At 60.9% G+C, this 17,339-nt stretch carries 22 protein-coding genes; 12 read left to right on the top strand and 10 right to left on the bottom strand.

Annotated elements, in window-relative coordinates; genetic code table 11:
* The first annotated feature begins 11 nt into the window (after positions 1–11).
* Positions 12–953, top strand: coding sequence for a hypothetical protein (locus R3O64_RS04205; RefSeq protein WP_339017357.1), 942 nt, complete (start codon positions 12–14; stop codon positions 951–953).
* Positions 954–970: 17 nt separating this feature from the next.
* Here the strand turns inward: R3O64_RS04205 and R3O64_RS04210 are convergent, their stop codons facing one another.
* Entirely contained in the window at positions 971–1,636 is a 666-nt protein-coding gene (locus R3O64_RS04210; protein WP_339017358.1) for a hypothetical protein, read from the bottom strand.
* A 144-nt stretch (positions 1,637–1,780) separates the two neighbouring features.
* On the opposite strand from R3O64_RS04210, the gene R3O64_RS04215 reads away from it, so the two are divergent.
* Both R3O64_RS04215 and R3O64_RS04220 read left to right on the top strand, forming a co-directional pair.
* Positions 1,781–3,121: a serine/threonine protein kinase gene (locus tag R3O64_RS04215; RefSeq protein WP_339017359.1), complete on the top strand. Its 1,341-nt coding sequence runs from the start codon at positions 1,781–1,783 to the stop codon at positions 3,119–3,121.
* A gap of 134 nt (positions 3,122–3,255) precedes the next feature.
* Positions 3,256–3,936 (top strand): DNA-binding response regulator, encoded by a 681-nt coding sequence (locus tag R3O64_RS04220; protein ID WP_339017360.1) that lies wholly within the window; start codon positions 3,256–3,258, stop codon positions 3,934–3,936.
* On the opposite strand, the gene R3O64_RS04225 is transcribed toward R3O64_RS04220, so the two are convergent.
* The 6 genes from R3O64_RS04225 to rpmB all read right to left on the bottom strand — a co-directional run bounded on the left by R3O64_RS04225 (position 3,933) and on the right by rpmB (position 6,756).
* Positions 3,933–4,649: a TetR/AcrR family transcriptional regulator gene (locus tag R3O64_RS04225; RefSeq protein WP_070520700.1), complete on the bottom strand. Its 717-nt coding sequence runs from the start codon at positions 4,647–4,649 to the stop codon at positions 3,933–3,935. The two genes, R3O64_RS04220 and R3O64_RS04225, sit on opposite strands and share 4 nt — an antisense overlap.
* 88 nt (positions 4,650–4,737) lie before the next feature.
* Positions 4,738–5,532 carry a hypothetical protein gene (locus R3O64_RS04230; protein WP_070563349.1) on the bottom strand — a complete coding sequence of 265 codons (795 nt, stop codon included), beginning with the start codon at positions 5,530–5,532 and terminating at the stop codon, positions 4,738–4,740.
* A gap of 241 nt (positions 5,533–5,773) precedes the next feature.
* Entirely contained in the window at positions 5,774–6,028 is a 255-nt protein-coding gene (gene rpsR / locus R3O64_RS04235; protein ID WP_010187626.1) for a 30S ribosomal protein S18, read from the bottom strand.
* Positions 6,029–6,043: 15 nt separating this feature from the next.
* Positions 6,044–6,349, bottom strand: coding sequence for a 30S ribosomal protein S14 (gene rpsN / locus R3O64_RS04240; protein WP_010187625.1), 306 nt, complete (start codon positions 6,347–6,349; stop codon positions 6,044–6,046).
* Positions 6,350–6,352: 3 nt separating this feature from the next.
* Positions 6,353–6,517 (bottom strand): 50S ribosomal protein L33, encoded by a 165-nt coding sequence (rpmG, locus tag R3O64_RS04245; RefSeq protein WP_010187624.1) that lies wholly within the window; start codon positions 6,515–6,517, stop codon positions 6,353–6,355.
* Between the two features lie 2 nt (positions 6,518–6,519).
* Positions 6,520–6,756: a 50S ribosomal protein L28 gene (gene rpmB / locus R3O64_RS04250; RefSeq protein WP_005279911.1), complete on the bottom strand. Its 237-nt coding sequence runs from the start codon at positions 6,754–6,756 to the stop codon at positions 6,520–6,522.
* A 474-nt stretch (positions 6,757–7,230) separates the two neighbouring features.
* Here rpmB and R3O64_RS04255 point away from each other — a divergent pair, with 474 nt between their 5' ends.
* From R3O64_RS04255 to R3O64_RS04285, 7 genes are all read left to right on the top strand, one after another.
* Positions 7,231–7,500, top strand: coding sequence for a type B 50S ribosomal protein L31 (locus R3O64_RS04255; RefSeq protein WP_005530151.1), 270 nt, complete (start codon positions 7,231–7,233; stop codon positions 7,498–7,500).
* A 15-nt stretch (positions 7,501–7,515) separates the two neighbouring features.
* Positions 7,516–7,689, top strand: coding sequence for a 50S ribosomal protein L32 (gene rpmF / locus R3O64_RS04260; RefSeq protein WP_010187615.1), 174 nt, complete (start codon positions 7,516–7,518; stop codon positions 7,687–7,689).
* Positions 7,690–7,927: 238 nt separating this feature from the next.
* Positions 7,928–8,626 carry a response regulator transcription factor gene (locus R3O64_RS04265; RefSeq protein WP_070563351.1) on the top strand — a complete coding sequence of 233 codons (699 nt, stop codon included), beginning with the start codon at positions 7,928–7,930 and terminating at the stop codon, positions 8,624–8,626.
* Positions 8,623–10,233, top strand: coding sequence for a HAMP domain-containing sensor histidine kinase (locus R3O64_RS04270; protein WP_339017362.1), 1,611 nt, complete (start codon positions 8,623–8,625; stop codon positions 10,231–10,233). The genes R3O64_RS04265 and R3O64_RS04270 overlap by 4 nt, the downstream gene beginning before the upstream one ends.
* A gap of 111 nt (positions 10,234–10,344) precedes the next feature.
* Positions 10,345–11,856, top strand: coding sequence for a S1C family serine protease (locus R3O64_RS04275; RefSeq protein ID WP_339017363.1), 1,512 nt, complete (start codon positions 10,345–10,347; stop codon positions 11,854–11,856).
* 109 nt (positions 11,857–11,965) lie between these two features.
* Positions 11,966–12,559 carry a MogA/MoaB family molybdenum cofactor biosynthesis protein gene (locus tag R3O64_RS04280; RefSeq protein ID WP_070520727.1) on the top strand — a complete coding sequence of 198 codons (594 nt, stop codon included), beginning with the start codon at positions 11,966–11,968 and terminating at the stop codon, positions 12,557–12,559.
* A complete protein-coding gene (locus R3O64_RS04285) occupies positions 12,559–12,798 on the top strand; it encodes a hypothetical protein (RefSeq protein ID WP_070520730.1) in 240 nt (79 codons plus the stop codon). The genes R3O64_RS04280 and R3O64_RS04285 overlap by 1 nt, the downstream gene beginning before the upstream one ends.
* 87 nt (positions 12,799–12,885) lie before the next feature.
* Here the strand turns inward: R3O64_RS04285 and mscL are convergent, their stop codons facing one another.
* The 3 genes from mscL to R3O64_RS04300 all read right to left on the bottom strand — a co-directional run bounded on the left by mscL (position 12,886) and on the right by R3O64_RS04300 (position 14,954).
* Positions 12,886–13,314, bottom strand: coding sequence for a large conductance mechanosensitive channel protein MscL (mscL, locus tag R3O64_RS04290; RefSeq protein ID WP_339017364.1), 429 nt, complete (start codon positions 13,312–13,314; stop codon positions 12,886–12,888).
* A 373-nt stretch (positions 13,315–13,687) separates the two neighbouring features.
* Positions 13,688–14,332, bottom strand: coding sequence for an SAF domain-containing protein (locus tag R3O64_RS04295; protein ID WP_339017365.1), 645 nt, complete (start codon positions 14,330–14,332; stop codon positions 13,688–13,690).
* A gap of 55 nt (positions 14,333–14,387) precedes the next feature.
* Positions 14,388–14,954: a 5-formyltetrahydrofolate cyclo-ligase gene (locus tag R3O64_RS04300; protein WP_143335682.1), complete on the bottom strand. Its 567-nt coding sequence runs from the start codon at positions 14,952–14,954 to the stop codon at positions 14,388–14,390.
* A 70-nt stretch (positions 14,955–15,024) separates the two neighbouring features.
* Between R3O64_RS04300 and R3O64_RS04305 the strand changes: the two genes are divergently transcribed.
* Positions 15,025–15,954, top strand: a complete 930-nt coding sequence (locus R3O64_RS04305; RefSeq protein ID WP_070623649.1) for a UTP--glucose-1-phosphate uridylyltransferase — start codon at positions 15,025–15,027, stop codon at positions 15,952–15,954.
* A gap of 88 nt (positions 15,955–16,042) precedes the next feature.
* A complete protein-coding gene (gene glp / locus R3O64_RS04310) occupies positions 16,043–17,335 on the top strand; it encodes a gephyrin-like molybdotransferase Glp (RefSeq protein ID WP_070520746.1) in 1,293 nt (430 codons plus the stop codon).
* Positions 17,336–17,339 lie beyond the last annotated feature (4 nt).

Below are 17,339 nucleotides of genomic sequence, written 5' to 3' on the forward strand. Positions count from 1 at the left end.
GGCGAGTATCGATGAAATTCGGAACACGACCAAGCCGCACGCATGAACGCCCGCGACGCCGGCCGGCGGCACTGGCAGCGCTGGTGGGGATCGCGGTGGCGTCGCTCAGCGCCTGCACCATTGGGGACGTCTCTCAGCCGGAACCAAGTGCTCCAGCAAGCAGCCCGCAGCCTTCCCTTCCTAATTCTGGATCCGGCTCGTCCGCAAGTCCTGCCCCTGATTCCATCCTCGACAAGGAACCATCCGTGATTAAGGCCACCGACCTTCAGGAAGCCGTCGACGCCATCGCCGCCGACAACCCAGGAACCGGAATCGCGGTGGCTGGGTCACAGACCGTCGCGGCTGCCGGCATCACTGACCCGCGGCCCGCATGGTCCACGGCGAAAGTCCCCCTGGCCATCGCCGCCGAACGCGCCGGGGTGGCGGATCCGGACGCTGTGTCTCGGGCAATTACTTTTTCCGATAACGCTGCGGCAGATTCTCTCTGGGAAGCCCTCGGCGGGGGAGCGCAGGCGGCACAGGCTACCCAGGAAATCATCGGAACGGCCACCGTTCCCGCCACGCCACCGCGCCCAGGGTTTAGCGCCTTCGGCCAAACTCAGTGGCCGGTGTCCGAGCAAGCGAAATTCGTCGCCGCGCTGGGATGCCAGGAAGGCGCAGATCCCATCCTCGCGGCCATGGGTGACGTTGATCCGGCACAGCAGTATGGCCTTCGCACCCTCGACGGGGCGGTGGTGAAGGGCGGCTGGGGGCCTGCCGAGGACGGTTCCTATGAGGCCCGTCAGATGGGGCTTATCACGCTAGGTGGTCACACGGTGGCGGTGGCAATTTATGCCGCAGCACCATCCGGTGATTACGGCGAAGCCCAGCAGATGCTGACGCGACTAGCCCGGCAATTAGAAACCGCTCAGGTGGAGTGGCCGGACGCGGGATGCCAGCAGGGAGCTGTCTAAAAACCCTAGTGCGATTCTTAGTGAGGCCAGTAGTCCTCGAATTTTCCGGCCTCCCCGTCGATGTCATAGTCCGTACCCCGGATGTTGAGCACGGAGCCGGTGTCATCCCCGCTGGTGGGATCGAGGATTGTGGCGCTAAAGGAGCTTCCCTCACCGCGCGCCGGGCCAAAGGCAGCACCGCTGGACCAGACTCCGCGGTAGAAAAGGGAGTCCTGCTTTTCGCAGACCACAATGTGCGAATCGGGATCGGTGCCATGAGCAGCGAAAATCATGCTCTCGCCTTGCTGGCAGCGTGCCTCTGGGTAGTCGGACCATCCGGCCGCGGTGAGTCCTTCGGGGACATCGGCAGCATCAGGATTGAGAGAAGTCTCCGGCGCCTGCTCATTTGCAGTTTCCTCGTCGTCAGCTGTTCCTTCTTCTGCGGCCGTTTCCTCCGGCGCAGCCCCGCCTACGCGGGTGGTTTCCTGCTCCGTTGCGCTGCCGGCTTCGGGGCTTGCCTGGCTGGTGGAACGGACATCATTCCAAATCACGATTCCGGCAATCAGCAGTGCGATAAGGATTGCAATGGCGCAGATGATCGGAACGAGGTTGCGCTGCTCTGACTGGGGCCGTTGAGTCTGGCCCGACGCCGGCGTAGGGGGCTTATGCGCGTAATGGTTAGTGCCAAATCCTGGGGTGCTCATAGGGTCCTTGGAAAACAGTAGAGAACTACAGGTAGCATATCTGGCTCCGCACAACCAGACGGAACTGCGGGGTAGCACCCTCCATTTGGGGGCGATGGGACATGGCAACCTCAAGCCTTGCTATGCATATGGTGCAATGGGGCGGTGACTAATTCCTACTTCGTGCAATGGCTTACCCAGCAAAAGCGGTATACCACCGTGTACCTGCTGGGCGAGGGCGGCATGGGGCAGGTTTTTCATGCAACCGATCCGGACCTGTCCCGTGAGCTCGCGGTTAAAGTGCTGCTGGATGATGTTCGGGATGAGGCCTCTCGAGCCCGTTTCCACAACGAAATGAAGGCTCTCACCAGGATCGGTAGCCACCCGGGGGTGGTTCAGTTCTATTCCAAGGAGTCGACGCCGCGCGGGGATGACGTGATGGTCATGGCGTTCATCGACGGTGGAACCTTAGCGCAGGCGATCCGGGAACGAGCCAACAAGGGGAGAGGATTTACGGTCGCCGAGGTGGCGTACTACCTCAAACCGATTGCCGCGGCGCTGGACTATATGCACCACGAGCTGCACCCCGGGTGGGTGCATCGGGACATCAAGCCCGCCAATATCTTGCTGCGCAAAAACCCGGGCAGCCTGCCGCCGGCTGTGCTGAGTGACTTCGGAATCAGTATCGAGGAAGGCCAGTCGCGCCTGACCAAGGTCGGTCACATCGTGGGTACCGAAAAGTATTTGGCCCCAGAGAATAACGGCCATGCTTATGGTGATGATGACATGTCGGCGCGCGCGGACGATTACTCGCTGGCGCTTATCGCCTTCGAGATGCTTACGCTTCACCACCTCAAGGACACGATGCCGCGCAGTGAGTGGGAAGGACAGCGCCGTATCCCGGATCTGTCCAGCGATGCCTTCGCCGCATTCCTTGCAGAAGACACTGCCCGCGTTGCCTCGGAGGCACAGACCGTGCTGAACAAGGCGCTCAACAGCGTGCCCATGCAGCGCTATGCGCGGGCCCAGGACTTCATCGCCGCGCTTGACGACGTCTCCCGTTCCCGCCCCTCCCAGCCCGCTTCCGGCCCTACTTCCTCTGCCCCGCGTAGCGCCCCAGCTCAGCGCGGCGCCCCAGCCCCGCAGCCTTCGTCGCAACCAGAGCAGCCGCGGAATGCACGAAGCACTGCGCGGACGGGACAGTTTGGCCAACAGAGGCAATCACCCCAGCGTTGGCCGGAGCCCTCCGCCTCCTTTGGGTCCATGGATCGGGCAAGGCCAACTGGCTTCGTCGCTCCCTCTAATCCGCTCGCGTCTTCGGGAACCGTGTCACCCTCCACACCAGTTACCCCGGCGATGCCAGGGTCTACGGTGCAACGACAGTCTACTCCTCAACGGGCAACCCGCAAGCCGGCCGCGAAGGATAATTCGAATGCCCTCATCATCACGGTCACCGTCGTGGTCATCATCCTTATTTTCATAGTGACGTGGGCTATCGTGGCCTAGCGGCAGCTGAGGTGGGGTGTGGCTTAGCACGCCGAAACAAAGTGAATGCCGCTACACTGAAGAGCACTGTTTGAAGGCGCCTCGCCGACATACCCGGCGAAGAGCGCGAGTTGTCCAGCCCTACGGAGGTGTCCATGAGTCAGCAACAACCACGCACGCCGCAGAACGCACCGCGGGGGCCCAGGCTGCGCATCGATGACCTGATCGGCGGCGTGAAGGTTATTTCCCCGGGGGAGGAACTCATCGTCGGCCGCGCCGGTGACTTCCGGGTGGGTGAGGAGGACCTCGGCCTGCACCGCCAGCTCTTCCAGCTGTGGTATGGCGGACAGGGGTGGATGATCTGCAACGTGGGTAGCCATATCCCTCTGCGCATCGAGCTGCGCGGGGTCAAAGGATTTTCGCGCATTGACCTCGGCCCCCGCTCGGTCGCGGCGGTACCCCCAGGGCCATCGAGGGTTACCTTTGAGACGCCAGAATGCCCCTACGAGCTGTATATCGACGTAGAAAACAGCAACTATTCGCGCCGTACCAAGCGCGAGCAGGACGTTGATGAAGAGCGCACACGCACCCGTCACGTGCCCAATGATGAGCAAGAAGAGCTGCTGTGCCAGCTAGCCAGCTACCTCAAGAAGCCGGGCTCCACCGACGCCGATATCCCCTCGGTGCGCGACATTGCTGAGGCGCTGGGGTGGACCGAAAAGAAGACGAACCACAAGATGGATCGCCTCGTCGATAACCTCCGCGCTGACGGCGAAAAGGCCTACAAGCCTTATAAGACCTTCTTGGCGCACTACGCCATTCGACACGGCCGCTAGCGGGCCGACCTCTTGCGGTCCGCGGCGGCCGCGGCGGCGGAAGAAATAGAGTCGTTGCGGTTCTTGAGCAGCTCCAGGGTGGTCGCCTCAGCATCGTCGGGAGGGGTGGCGCCGAGGACTGCTAGGGCGGCGTCGGCAAGCATGGCGGACTGCTCCGGCACGCGCTGCGAGGCATCAAACGGTGCGTTGCCATCATTGGGACGCATTTCAATGACGGAGAGCGCGATGTGGAAGGGGAGCTCGATGCGCGGATCGTCCGCGCCCACAATTCCTGCGGCGGCAGTACGGAAGTGATCCTTGAGGCGGTCGCGCTGCTCGTGATATTCACCGAACTCGGGGGAATTAGCCACCGGCAGCTGATAAAGGCGGCCGACGTTCCACGCCGAGGTCAAAAGCAGGCGAGATTCGGCTGCTACCAGTGACCACAGGCGCTGCGCCGGCGCGGCATCGGAGGCCGCAAGCTCATCCGCGAGCTCCAGCGAGGGCTCGATGGTGGAATTCAGCAGGGTGAGGAAGATATCGGTCTTCGAAGGAAAGTGATAGTACAGCGAAGCCTGACGGATGCCGACGGCATCAGCAATTTGGTGCGTGGAAGTTGTAGCAAAACCCTGGGTGGTAAAAAGCTCGGATGAGGCATCCAGGATTTCTTCGCGCGCGGTGTTACCCCGGCGGCGTGGGCTATTCTTCCGTGGCCTGCCAACGCTACCTGCCATGAGGCGGACTCCCTTCGATAATGTTCATGTAATAACTGACGGCAAATCAGTAATCGTACACTCCGCCGCAAACGGCGATTGCTAAAGCTCAGCTTTCACTACTGCTAACCACATTACCGTGCCGAATCATGATGGATTCAAAGGCAGCGGAGACTGTGCGGCACGCCGATCCATAGGCGGTGCGGTCCAGTGGAGGCAGATCCCCGAGCACGACACTGTGCTGGACGACGCCCTCGTACCACCGTCCCAACTCCAGCGCGATGCCCGTGCCCCAAGCAAGGCTCAAGCCCTCCGCCTCCGCGGTGGTGAGCAACTCACGCTCCACGCCGATGGCGAGACGGTCTTGGGTGGGGCGGGGCGCTGGTGCTGCCCAGCGTGCGATGGCAGAAACGGGCGCCAGCAAAGAAAAACGAATGGACACATCGGCTAAACGATCGGGAAGCCCATCCACGAGCTTGAGCGGTGCTGGGCGCTGTGACACGGCCTCGGCGTAGAGCTCCTCCTCGCCGCCAGACCCTAGTGGGAGGCCAGCATCGGCACGGGTTGATGCGCAATCCTGTACCGCGCCGCAGGTCAAGCCGGCCTCGGTGATGAGCTTCTCGAGCTGCTCGTCAGTGCCTAACCACGTGATGGGTAGTGAGGGGAGGAGGTCGCCGCGGGCAGCGGCGCCGGTGAGGCGAACCGGGCTGGCGAGACCTGGAGAACGGACGATGTCCGTGACCACGCGAGAAAACCACGCAGCGAGTTCCACACCGTCTCCCCGGTGGGCGGTAGCGTTGCGCACCAAATCCTGCGCTTCTTCCAACAAGCCGCGTGCATGGGCGGGGGACTGGCAGTGGGTAGCGAGTTCGCTGAGGTCTGTGAGTGATTCGTGCAGTGGCATAAAGGCTTAAGTTCCCTTTCCATCAGGGGCGTTCTAACCCTTCAATGTAGCACTCGGGGGTGCCAGTTCTGAGTAAGACAGGTGCGGTGCACGATCCCCAAGAGGACAGGCGGAAAACGAAAGCCGCCGCCTACCGTGCCCCTTAAACGGGGAGGTAGGCGGCGGCTTAAAAGCTCTTTTGTCCTGTCCTAGTGAGTCACGAGTACAGCGGCAAAAGTGCGCTGTTGAAACCAGCTAGTGTTTAGCGGGACGTGAACGGCAGGAGAGCCATTTCGCGAGCGTTCTTGACGGCAGTAGCAACCTGGCGCTGCTGCTGCGGGGTCAGACCGGTGACGCGACGGGAGCGGATCTTGCCACGATCGGAGATGAACAGACGCAGGGTCTTGATCTCCTTGTAGTCAACCTTCTCAATGCCCTCGGCCTTGAGCGGGTTCTTCTTCGGGCGACGGGTCTGCTCCATACGGAACTTCTTGTGATTATTACGCTTGACAGCCATTGTATGGGTACCCCTTTACCAGCTGGACTTGCGAACGCCCGGCAGCTCACCACGGTGAGCCATGCCGCGCATACGGACACGGGACAGACCGAACTTGCGGAGGTAACCGCGCGGACGTCCATCGGCGGAGTCGCGGTTACGGACGCGGACGCGAGCGGCGTCGCGCGGCTGACGGTTCAGCTCGAACTGCGCCTCGAGGCGCTCTTCGTCCGGGGTGTTCGGGTTCTTGATGATTGCCTTGAGTTCAGCGCGACGCTCCGCGTAGCGGGCGACGATTTCCTTGCGCTGCTCGTTCTTGGCGATCTTTGACTTCTTAGCCATAAATTATCGCTCCTCGCGGAATTCGACGTGCTTGCGGACGATCGGATCGAACTTCTTCAAGGTGATGCGATCCGGGTTGTTGCGCTTGTTCTTACGGGTCACGTAGGTGTAACCGGTGCCCGCAGTGGACTTCAGTTTGATGATTGGACGAATGTCATTACGTGCCATCTTTAGATCTTCTCCCCACGTGCGCGAATCTTGGCCACGACGGACTCAATGCCGTCACGGTCGATGATCTTCATGCCCTTGGTGGAAACATTCAGGGTGATGGTACGGCCCTCAGAGGGCAGGTAGTACCGACGACGCTGCACGTTGGGGTTCCAACGGCGCGAGGTGCGGCGGTGCGAGTGCGAGACCTGCTTGCCGAATTCCGGCTTGCGGCCCGTTACCTGGCAAATAGCCGACATGGGTCTTCTTTCTCCTAGCCGCCCACATCGAAAGCGACTAACGGAGTGCCTATATCCGCGGTGAGGCGCGGCGCTCTAAAAAGTGAGGTTGAGCAGGAGGCTTAATCCGTTGAACACCAGTTGATGGGGCGTAAAACGATTACTTTGACAACAGCAAGGGGAAATCTTACATGCCGCGGCCTGTAGAACCTAATCACCGCTGTCGTGCAACCCGGCTTTGATACCTATTGTCCAGGCGCCATTTCCGTCGAAGGTGCTGGCAGGGTGATTGTTTGCGCTTGCCGTTGCGTTGCTCTGAGGGGTATGAACTGCGGCGATTTCGATTTTGATGCCTGCGGCCTGTAGGATGTTTCAAGTTGTCGGCGCGAGCCGCACGTTTGTAAGTATAGAGACCCAACTCGGGCACGATCCTTTCACGCTCTCATGCGTCACGGAAGGAACCGACCCGTAGTTCAACCCTGAGGGAATCGACATATGAAGAAAGACATCCACCCGGATTACCACCCGGTGGTCTTCAAGGATGCCGGTACCGGCCACTCCTTCCTGACCAAGTCCACCGCTACCTCCGATCGCACCGTTGAGTGGGAAGACGGCAACGAGTACCCGCTCATCGTCGTCGACGTGACCGCTGAGTCCCACCCGTTCTGGACCGGTGCGCAGCGCGTTATGGATACCGCTGGCCGCGTTGAGAAGTTCAACCAGCGCTTCGGTGCAATGGCTCGCCGCAAGAAGAAGAACGCGTAAGGAGGATAGGAAAAGATGGCAACTCCTAAGTTTAAGAAGTCCCGCGCGAACACCCACTCTCGCCGTTCCCAGTGGAAGGCTGACAATGTCGCCCTCCAGGAAGTCACCATCGACGGTCAGACCGTGCGTATCCCGCGCCGCCTGGTCAAGGCTGCAAAGCTTGGCCTGGTTGACGTCGAGCAGTTCTAAGGCCTCTCAGGTCTTCAGTCTGTGACTGTGCCCCGAAGATTTACCGCTTTGAGTGGTTCTTCGGGGCTTTTGTCGTGCGCATGTAGTGCGCGCTCGCAGTGCTCCCTGATTGCTAAGGCGTGGGCCGCCGAGGCGGTCTTGAATTTTTGGGGGAAATTAGCGGCCTAAGGGGGTATAAGGGGGCGAAAGAATGCGGCCTACTTCGTGAAAACGTCCTAGATAGGACATAATTGAGATTATGAAGATTCTTGTCGTGGATGACGAGCAGGCCGTACGTGAATCGCTTCGGCGCTCCCTGAAGTTTAATGGCTACGAGGTTGTGTTGGCCGCCGATGGCGTTCAGGCTGTCGAGATGGTTCACAGTGATAACCCCGAGCTACTGATCCTCGATGTGATGATGCCGAACATGGACGGCCTTGAAGTCTGCCGCACCCTGCGCAGCGAAGGCTGGGACCGCCCCATTCTCGTGCTGACGGCTCGTGATGGCGTGTCCGATCGCGTTGCAGGTCTCGATGCGGGCGCCGACGATTACCTGCCCAAGCCATTCGCTCTGGAGGAGCTTTTGGCTCGCGTGCGTTCTTTGGTTCGGCGTGCCGCCGCGGACTCCATCGGGACGAAGCAGCCGGTTGAGACGCAGCTAAGCTTCGAGGACCTCAAGCTTGATGCAGATACGCGTGAAGTTACTCGCGGCGACCGTCCAATTTCCCTGACCCGTACCGAGTTTGCTCTCCTGCGTTTATTGATGGAGAACCCCCGCAAGGTGCTCTCCCGCAACACCATCTTGGAAGAAGTGTGGGGCTATGATTTCCCCACCTCCGGAAATGCGCTTGAAGTCTACATTGGCTATCTCCGCAAAAAGACCGAGGAGAATGGTGAGCCGCGTCTTATCCACACCGTGCGCGGTGTTGGCTATGTCATGAGGGAGGCTATCGCGTGATTTTGCGGAGGCCCGCGCCTGATGCGGTGCCTTCTGAAGACCTGGATACCACTGCGTGGTTAGGCCGCTCAGGCCGACGCGGCTGGGCTTCACGGGCGCCGCTTCGGTGGCGCCTTTCTTTGGTTACCGGTGTTGTTGTTGCCTTCTCCGTGGCAGTAATGACGTTTGTGACCTATTGGCTTGTCGCGGCTTCGATGACGGCGAGCGTCGATAAGCAGATTATGCAGCAAGCCGACGTGCTCATACAGCAGGCGCAGGATCCGGCCTTCGTGGAGAACATCGACCAGGAAATTTCCTCATTCAAGCTCTATAACCCCTCGACTCGGATCTCAATCTCCCCACCGTCGGCCGCGTTTGCATTTGGTGACGCACTGCCCGTGGGCGGCGATTTTAAGCCCGACGGGGACACTATGGAAAGCTCCATCCGCACTTTGGGTGGGGAGCGCGTGCTGGCTAAGCATGAGGACGGCGGGACCACGGTAGTCCTAGCTAAGGACCTAGGGCCGACCGAGGAAATCGTTTCCGCGGTGGGTTCGGCTCTGCTCATTATCGTGGCGTTTGGCGTGCTGCTTTCCGTCTTTGCGGGAATGGTGGTGTCCAAGACCGGTATGGAACCCATCGCGCGCCTCAAGCGCGCGGCAGATTATGTGACGCAGACTAATGACTTGCGGCCGATTGCGGTGGAGAGCAATGACGAGATGTCGCAGCTGACGGTGTCTTTCAATCGAATGCTGTCTGCCCTGCAGCATGCGCGCGTGCAGCAATCGCAGTTCGTGGCAGATGCCGGCCACGAGTTGAAGACGCCGCTAACTTCCATGCGTACCAATATCGAGCTGCTCATGATGCTGAATAAATCCGGCGGCGGATTTGGCATCAGCGAGGAAGATCGTCGTGATTTGGAAGACGACGTGATGGCGCAGATGTCGGAGTTGTCGACTCTGATCGGTGATCTCGTGGACTTGGCACGCGAAGAAGCCACGGAGAAGGAACCGGAACCGGTCGAGCTGCACGAGGTCCTGGAGAATTCCCTTAATCGTGCCAAGCGCCGGCGCCCTGACGTGGACTTCCGCGTGAGGTTTATTCCGTGGATGTTGGATGGTGACCCATTTGCTTTGGGGCGTGCCACGCTCAATCTCATGGATAACGCCGCGAAATGGTCGCCGCCGACGGGTACCGTGCGCGTGTCCATGCGGCAAGTAGCCGAGGATAAGGTGTGCCTGCGTGTGGATGACTCGGGTCCCGGTATCGCGCCTGAGGAGCGCGACAAGGTGTTTGAGCGTTTCTACCGTTCGGCCGAAGCTCGTGCAATGCCTGGTTCCGGACTAGGCTTGGCCATCGTGAAATCCGTCGTTGAGCGGCACAATGGAGAGATCACCATTAAGGATTCTGCGGACGGTGGAACACGCATGGAGGTTATCCTGCCGGGGCATCCCACCGAGGGGGATGCCATGGTGGATGGACTGGAAGAAATTCCGAACGAGTTCCAGCCAGAATCCTTCGATGCGCAAGAAGCAGAGGAGACATCTCAGGAGCCAGCCGAGGAGCACTCGGAGAACCCGCACGACCGGGGTCATATCTTTGCGGAGCGGTGGTTTAACCAAAGCTAGTCTGCCAAGTATCGCACCAGTTCAGAGCGCACAGGAAATGTACAGCTTTTCCTAGCACACTGGCAGAGCGGAGACAGATACACCCCAGCGCGATGGTGCACACTACCTGACATGAATATGAGGAATTCGAACATGGATAATCCCATGGATACCCCGCAGAACTCTGATGGACGGGGACAAGCACAGCAGCAGGGCGGGGCGCCTTCTGCGGGTAGCTCATCAAACGGCTGGAATCAGCCGCGATCGGACTCGTGGGCACAGGGAAGGCAGCAAGCGCCCTACGGTGCACAGGGCGGGCAGGGAAGCCCATCGTCGTTTGGTACTCAGCCCTCTCAGGCTCCAAACGCGGGGCAAGCACCGTATGGCGGCTCAACTTATGGCTTCGGTCAGCAAAGCCAGGTGCGACAGAGCACAGCGCAACCATATGCAGGACAGCGCTACGGTGCTGCGTCCGAGGGGAATCAGAACGAACACTTCGCTGGTCAGCCAGGCGCAGGCGCGCACGTCGTGGAGCCGGGAAGCGAACCGAAGAACAAGCGCAAAGTAGGAATGGGCACCGCGTTGGCGATGATGCTCGTTGCATTCATTGCAGCTGGCGGCGTCACCGGTGCCGTGGTTGGCAAAGCCGGTGACGATAAATCCTCCACCTCGACGGTCAACGAGGTTCTCGAGCGCCAGCCGGTGGCCAATAGCACCGGTAACGAGCCGGCCGCTGGCTCTGTGGAGGACGTAGCATCGAAGGTTTTGCCGTCGGTGGTGTCGATCTACTCCATGACCCGCTCTGGCGGCGCCGAGGGCTCCGGCTCAATTATCTCCCCGGATGGTTATGTGCTGACCAACCACCACGTGGTTGCTGGCGCGGATCAAGGCGGGAGACTCGAAGTGACGATGAATGATGGTTCGCGCCATAGCGCTACGTTTGTCGCGTCCGATGCGACGACAGACGTCGGGGTCATCAAAATCGACGACGTCAGCGATCTTCCTTTCCTCCAGTTTGGTGATTCGGACGCGGCCGCAGTGGGGCAGGAGGTAGTTGCCGTTGGCTCCCCGCTGGGGCTCAACGCCACGGTGACGTCCGGAATTGTGTCGGCCAAGAACCGCCCGGTGCGTGCGTCACAGGAAGGTGGGGAGTCCTCGCTTATCGACGCCATCCAGACCGACGCAGCCGTCAACCCCGGTAACTCCGGCGGTCCCCTGGTGGATATGGAGGGCAACATCATTGGCATGAACTCGATGATTGCCTCGCTATCTGGCGGTTCGAATGCCGAAGGCGGCTCCATCGGCCTGGGCTTCGCCATCCCCTCAAATTTTGCTAAGCGGATGGCCGATGAGCTCATCAATAACGGCAAGGTCAAGCATCCCACGTTGGGCGTTAAGGTCCGTGCGCAGAGCGATACCCTTGGCGCGGAAATCGTTGATGTGGAATCTGGCAGCCCGGCTGATAAAGCAGGACTGAAGTCCGGTGATGTGGTCACTCGCGTCAACGACCGGCTCATTGAAAGCTCCGATGCCCTGATTGCGGCAACCCGCTCGCAGGAATTTGGGGCAACCGTGACACTGGAAGTTAAGGGCCGCGACAACGAAGACGTGAGAAAGGTAGAGGTAACGCTGGCGAGCGAGTAAGTTTACAAATACTCGGGCGGTGCGCAAGCACCGCGTGAATACCGCACCCTGACACCTTTTTAAGCAACTACTTCCGGAAGATTCCGTCCCACCTTTAAGGAGAACCTCCGTGGCAGACAACACCGACGCAGCTGAGCTGTTGGGGCGCGATGCCTCACACGAACTTGATGATGTTACCGAGCCCGATGACGCCTTCCTCATTGCGAGCGAGCAAGAACAAAGCGTTCAGGCGCCGCGTCGCGCGCTCGTCGTGATCGTTACCGACCACCCAGATGAGTCAACGGAGGACACATCGCGTTTGGCGGGTGAATTGCTGGCCGAAGCCGATTTCACCTTCGACGGCGCAGTGATTGTTCGCTCCAAGAAATCCAAAATCCGACAGGCGATTGAAACCGGTGTGGTCGGGGGAGTTGACCTCGTATTGACTATCGGTGGCACGGGCGTTGGCCCCCGCGATAAAACTCCTGAGGCAACCCGCGCGGTGCTGGATCAAATGGTTCCGGGCGTGGCGCAGGCGCTGCGCTCTTCCGGCCAGGCATGCGGCGCGGTGGATGCCTGCACCTCCCGCGGTATTTCAGGAGTGTCCGGTTCGACGGTCATCGTCAACGTGGCTTCGTCCCGCGCGGCGGTGCGCGATGGCATGGCAACCTTGACGCCTTTGGTGCATCATCTAGTTGATCAGCTGCAGAAATCCAGCGTCTAATGGCTGATTCCGCACCACGTGCCCGCCGTCGTCGTGCTCAGCGCCCGTCGACCGCCCAGAATTATGACCGCAGCTTCGACGTGCCCGGCGGGCCAGTATCGCAGGCGGCTGGTACCTCTGCTGGGGCTGGCGCCGATGAGCTGCGCATCGTAAGCCTTGATGGCAACAGCGAAGACGAAGTCACCGGTGAGGCTTTCTACCGCGAGAATATGCCGCCGCACTTTGGTACTACGCAGTAGCGCGTCGAGGGCCTAGAGCGCATAAGGAAATCCCGCAGAGCTTCAGCATTGTGCTGGCTCTGCGGGATTGCAGGTTTTGCTTGTGAATTAGAAGCTGGAACCTGGCTTCTCAGTGGTGGTGCCACCGTTCTCAGCAGCGAGCAGGTCGCGGATCTCAGCGAGCAGCTGCTCGGCGGTCGGAGCCGGCTCCTCCGGGTCAACACCCTGGCGGCGCTTAGTGTGCTCGGTGACGGCGTTGAGCGGAGCGACAATGACGAAGTAGATGACGGCAGCGACGATCAGGAAGTTGATGAGTGCCGTGATGACCGCACCAAAGTCAAGGAAGGTCTCGGGATTGTCGGTAATCGCGAAGCCCAGGCCACCGAAGTCCGGGGAACCGAAGGAGTTGATCAGCGGCTGGATGAGGTGGTCCGTGATGGAGGTAACGATTGCGGTGAATGCAGCACCGATGATGACGGCCACGGCCAGCTCGATGACGTTGCCGCGCAAGATGAAATCTTTAAAGCCCTTAAGCATGGGAATATGTCCTTTTCTGCGGAGTAAATGCTTCTTCGGTAGTGCGCGGCTGCGGCGCAGCGCGCGGTGAGAGAACCAACGCTGTTCAATGAGGCGGTACCTAGCACGTGATGAGCCGGAAGGGGCCGAAAGGAGCGAGATTCTTGAAGCGTAGGAGTGCCTGATTAGGAAGAAGTATCGGGGGAAATTGCTGGAATAGAAAAGACCACTGTTGAGCGCTCACAGCATGCGTTGCCACGACGTTGTGAGACAGGAAAGACACACAAACATTAGCGCCTGAGTGGATGCGCCCATACTAGGCAGAGATTGTTGGTGGTGGCAACATCCCGCGGCACCATTGATGCGCAAACGCGGCGATCTTCACAGTGTCATCTTAATTGTGGGCACGGTCGCCCACGATGACGACCGTGAGCGGTTGCGCAAGGGAAGCGGCAGCGACGTCCTCGGCCGCCTCGGCGGGGAGAGCAACGAGCAACGATTGTGTGCGTGCATCATCTTCGCCTGTTCCCACCGACACGACGCGAGCGCCACGGGCAATAGTCGTTCCGCGTGCGGGGGCGGTACCGTCGGGCCTATCCTCGACCGTGCCGACGATATTGACCGTATCTCCATGGTGGAGATTACGAGAAATCTCCGGCTCAGCCAGCGTAAGCGGGATGAGGTGGCCGTTGTCCATACCGAAATCTGCGACGAGATCTGAGCTGAGTAGGCGAGTTGTGGTCAAGATTTCGCCAGCGCTCGCGGCCGCTACCAGCACGCGTCCCACGGCATCCTCTGGGTTATTTCCCAACGCCGTGGCGGGAAGAGCGGAGGAGGGGACGCGGGCCACGGAGACATCGCCAAGCGCTAGCGTCTCCCCGGCCGCCACGTCCCGGGCCATGACCACGACGCGGGGCTGCTCACGCGTGGAAGCGAGCGCACTGGCCGCGGCGGTCACGAGCAGGACAGCTGCGATACCGCGGCGCAGGAACACGCTGCGGCGATGTCCCGGGGTGCGCAGAACATGTAGAAAATCCATACCTTCTTAGACTGCGCGTGGCGCCGCGTGGTTCCCGGGCGGGGCCCGAAAGCGATTAAAGCCAGCGCATCCCGCGCTCGGTGAGGACGCCATCGACTGGGCGGTCGTGCTCATCGAAGGGGACATCGCGGACCTCGCTGGAATGCACCAAGGCAACGACAGGCGGGCGCCCAGTGGGGAGTGGGGTGAGCGCGCGGTCGTAGTAACCCGCGCCCTTTCCAAGACGCATGCCGGATTCGCTGACTGCCATCGCGGGCGCGAGGATGAGATCGAGCTGGGCTAGGATTTCGCTGCTGTGGCGCTGGCCGACGGGCTCCGCAATCCCCAGCGCCCCCGGGCGCATGGCCTGTGGGCCGGTATATAGCGTCCACAAAAGCTCCCCGTCTGCACCGGAAATAGGCAGGTAAACCTCTTTGCAGAGCTGTGCCACGGTATCCACGAAGCTGGGTCCGCCCGGCTCTGTGCCCAGTGGGTGGTAGGCGGCAATGCGCATCGCGGGAGTCAGGAGCTCTCTCACACCAGCACACCACGCGGCGTTGTCGTCAGCACGCTGTTCAGAGGTGCGTTCGCGGCGGGCGCTAAGGAGTGAGGCTCTCAAGGCGTCCTTGGGGGAGGTCGTCATGGTTGTTAATCATAATGTGACGGCGTAGCGCAGCGCAGGAGAGCGGTGGGTGCATTGTAAAGTGGAACTTATGGCTATTGCACACGAGGATTCCCACACCGGGATCGCTACGGTCGTTGTCCCCGCTGCTGGCATGGGCACTCGCTTCCTGCCTGCCACCAAGACCGTGCCCAAGGAGCTGCTCCCCGTCGTTGATACGCCGGGCATCGAGCTTATTGCGGAAGAAGCCGCTTCGGTTGGTGCGCAGCGCCTCGCGGTGATCACCGCACCAAACAAGCAAGAGGTGATGCGACACTTCGAGGAGTTTCCGGATCTGGTTGAGACACTCGACGCCCGCGGCAAAGACGAGCAGGTTGCTAAGGTCAAGCGCGCTGCCCAGCTGATCCACCCGATTTCGGTGGAGCAGGAAAAGCCGCTTGGGCTCGGTCACGCTGTGGGCTTGGCGGAATCCGTGCTTCAGGATGACGAGGAATTCTTCGCCGTCATGCTGCCGGATGACATTGTCCTGCCGGCCACAGTCATGAGGGAGATGGCCCGTGTTCGCGCAGCTCTAGGCGGCAGCGTGCTGTGCGCCTTTGAGGTCGCGCGCGAGGAGACCTTTAACTACGGTGTGTTCGACGTCGAAGACACCGACGCGCCGGGAGTGAAGAAGGTTGTGGGCATGGTGGAGAAGCCGGATCCGGCTGATGCGCCGTCCAACCTCGTGGCCACCGGGCGCTACCTGCTCGACAGGAAGATCTTTGATGCGCTTCGCCGTATCAAGCCGGGCAAGGGTGGGGAGCTGCAGTTGACCGATGCCATCGAGCTCCTCATCAAGGAGGGACACCCGGTTCACGTCGTAGTTCACCAAGGCAAGCGTCACGATCTTGGCAACCCGGGCGGTTATATCCCAGCCAACGTGGACTTTGGTCTGCGCGATGAGAAATACGGTCCCGCGCTCTACAAGGCGATTAAGAAGATTGTGGAGGATTACGAAGAAGAAAACGGGCTGAAGGGCTAAGTCTTGACGCACCAAGCGCGCTAAGCTCTACTCCAGTAACTTCCATCCCTTTAGGCCCCACATACCCCAGAGCAAAGGTAGGCGGTACATGCGTTCGGTCGATGACCAGATGGCGTTCATTCTTGATGCAGCGATGACTCCGGAGCCGGTACGCATCGCCATCGCGAATGCGCTGGGTCTCAAGTGCGCGGAGGAGGTGCAGGCTAATCAGCCGCTGCCGGGCTTCCCGCAGGCGGCGATTGATGGCTACGCCGTGCGTGCTGTGGACGTCGGGGGAGAAAAAGCCCTCAAGGCGCGCACTCGCCACGACGCTGAGGACGCAGATGCTCCTGCCTCGGAGACTGAGATTGAGCGCTCGCTTCCGGTGGTGGGGGAGGTGCCTGCAGGCTCGCGTCAGCCTTTGCGTTTGCAGCCTAAGCAGGCGGTGCGGGTGTATACGGGTGCGCCTTTGCCCACGCTTGCCGACGCCGTCCTTCCCCTCGAGTGGACCGACCGCGGACGCAAGCGCGTGACCTCACACCGGCCAGTGCGCTCGGGAGACTTCGTGCGCCGCGTGGGCGATGACATCCAACCCGGCGATGTGGCAGTGTCCTCTGGAACTGTCTTGGGGCCGGCGCAGATTGGCCTGCTCGCGGCGGTGGGGCGCTCGAAGGTGCTGGCGTACCCACGCCCGCGCGTGACCATCGTCTCTTACGGCAAGGAGCTTGTCGACGTCGACCGTGAGCCCGGCCTGGGCCAGGTCTTCGACGTGAACTCTTACTCACTCGCAGCGGCCGCGAAGGAGGCCGGCGCGGACGTGCACCGCGTCGGCATTGCTGCCGGTGAGCCGCGCCGCGTGCGGGAGGCCTTGGAGACTTACCTGGCGCGCAGCGAGGTGCTGGTGATTTCCGGTGCCGTGGGCGGTGCGGGGGCGGATGAAATCCGCGAAGTCCTCGATGAGCTGGGGGATGTCGATACTACTCGTGTGGCAATGCACCCCGGTTCGGTCCAAGGTTTTGGTCTGTTGGGTGAAGAGCGCATCCCCACCTTCCTGTTGCCTTCGAACCCCGTGTCTGCGCTCGTCATCTTCGAGGTTTTTGTGCGCCCGCTGATTCGGTTGTCCCTAGGCAAGCGCAGCGGTCAGCGTCGCGTCGTACGCGCACGCGTGCTCAACCACATGGAGTCCCGCCCGGGCCGTCGCGGATACATCCGTGCCCGGCTGATGCGTGACGCCGAGACCTCCGATTACCTCGTGGAAGGGCTAGGTGGCGCGGCGGGCGCGCCGGCACACCTGCTCGCCGGGTTGTCAGAAGCGAACGCGATGATTCGCATCCCGGAGGAGGTCACCGAGATCCGCCCGGGAGATGTGGTCGACGTCCTCTTCCTGACCCAACGAAGCTAGCCGG

Origin of the sequence: Corynebacterium hesseae, assembly GCF_037850265.1 — a bacterium.
Lineage (GTDB): Bacteria > Actinomycetota > Actinomycetes > Mycobacteriales > Mycobacteriaceae > Corynebacterium > Corynebacterium hesseae.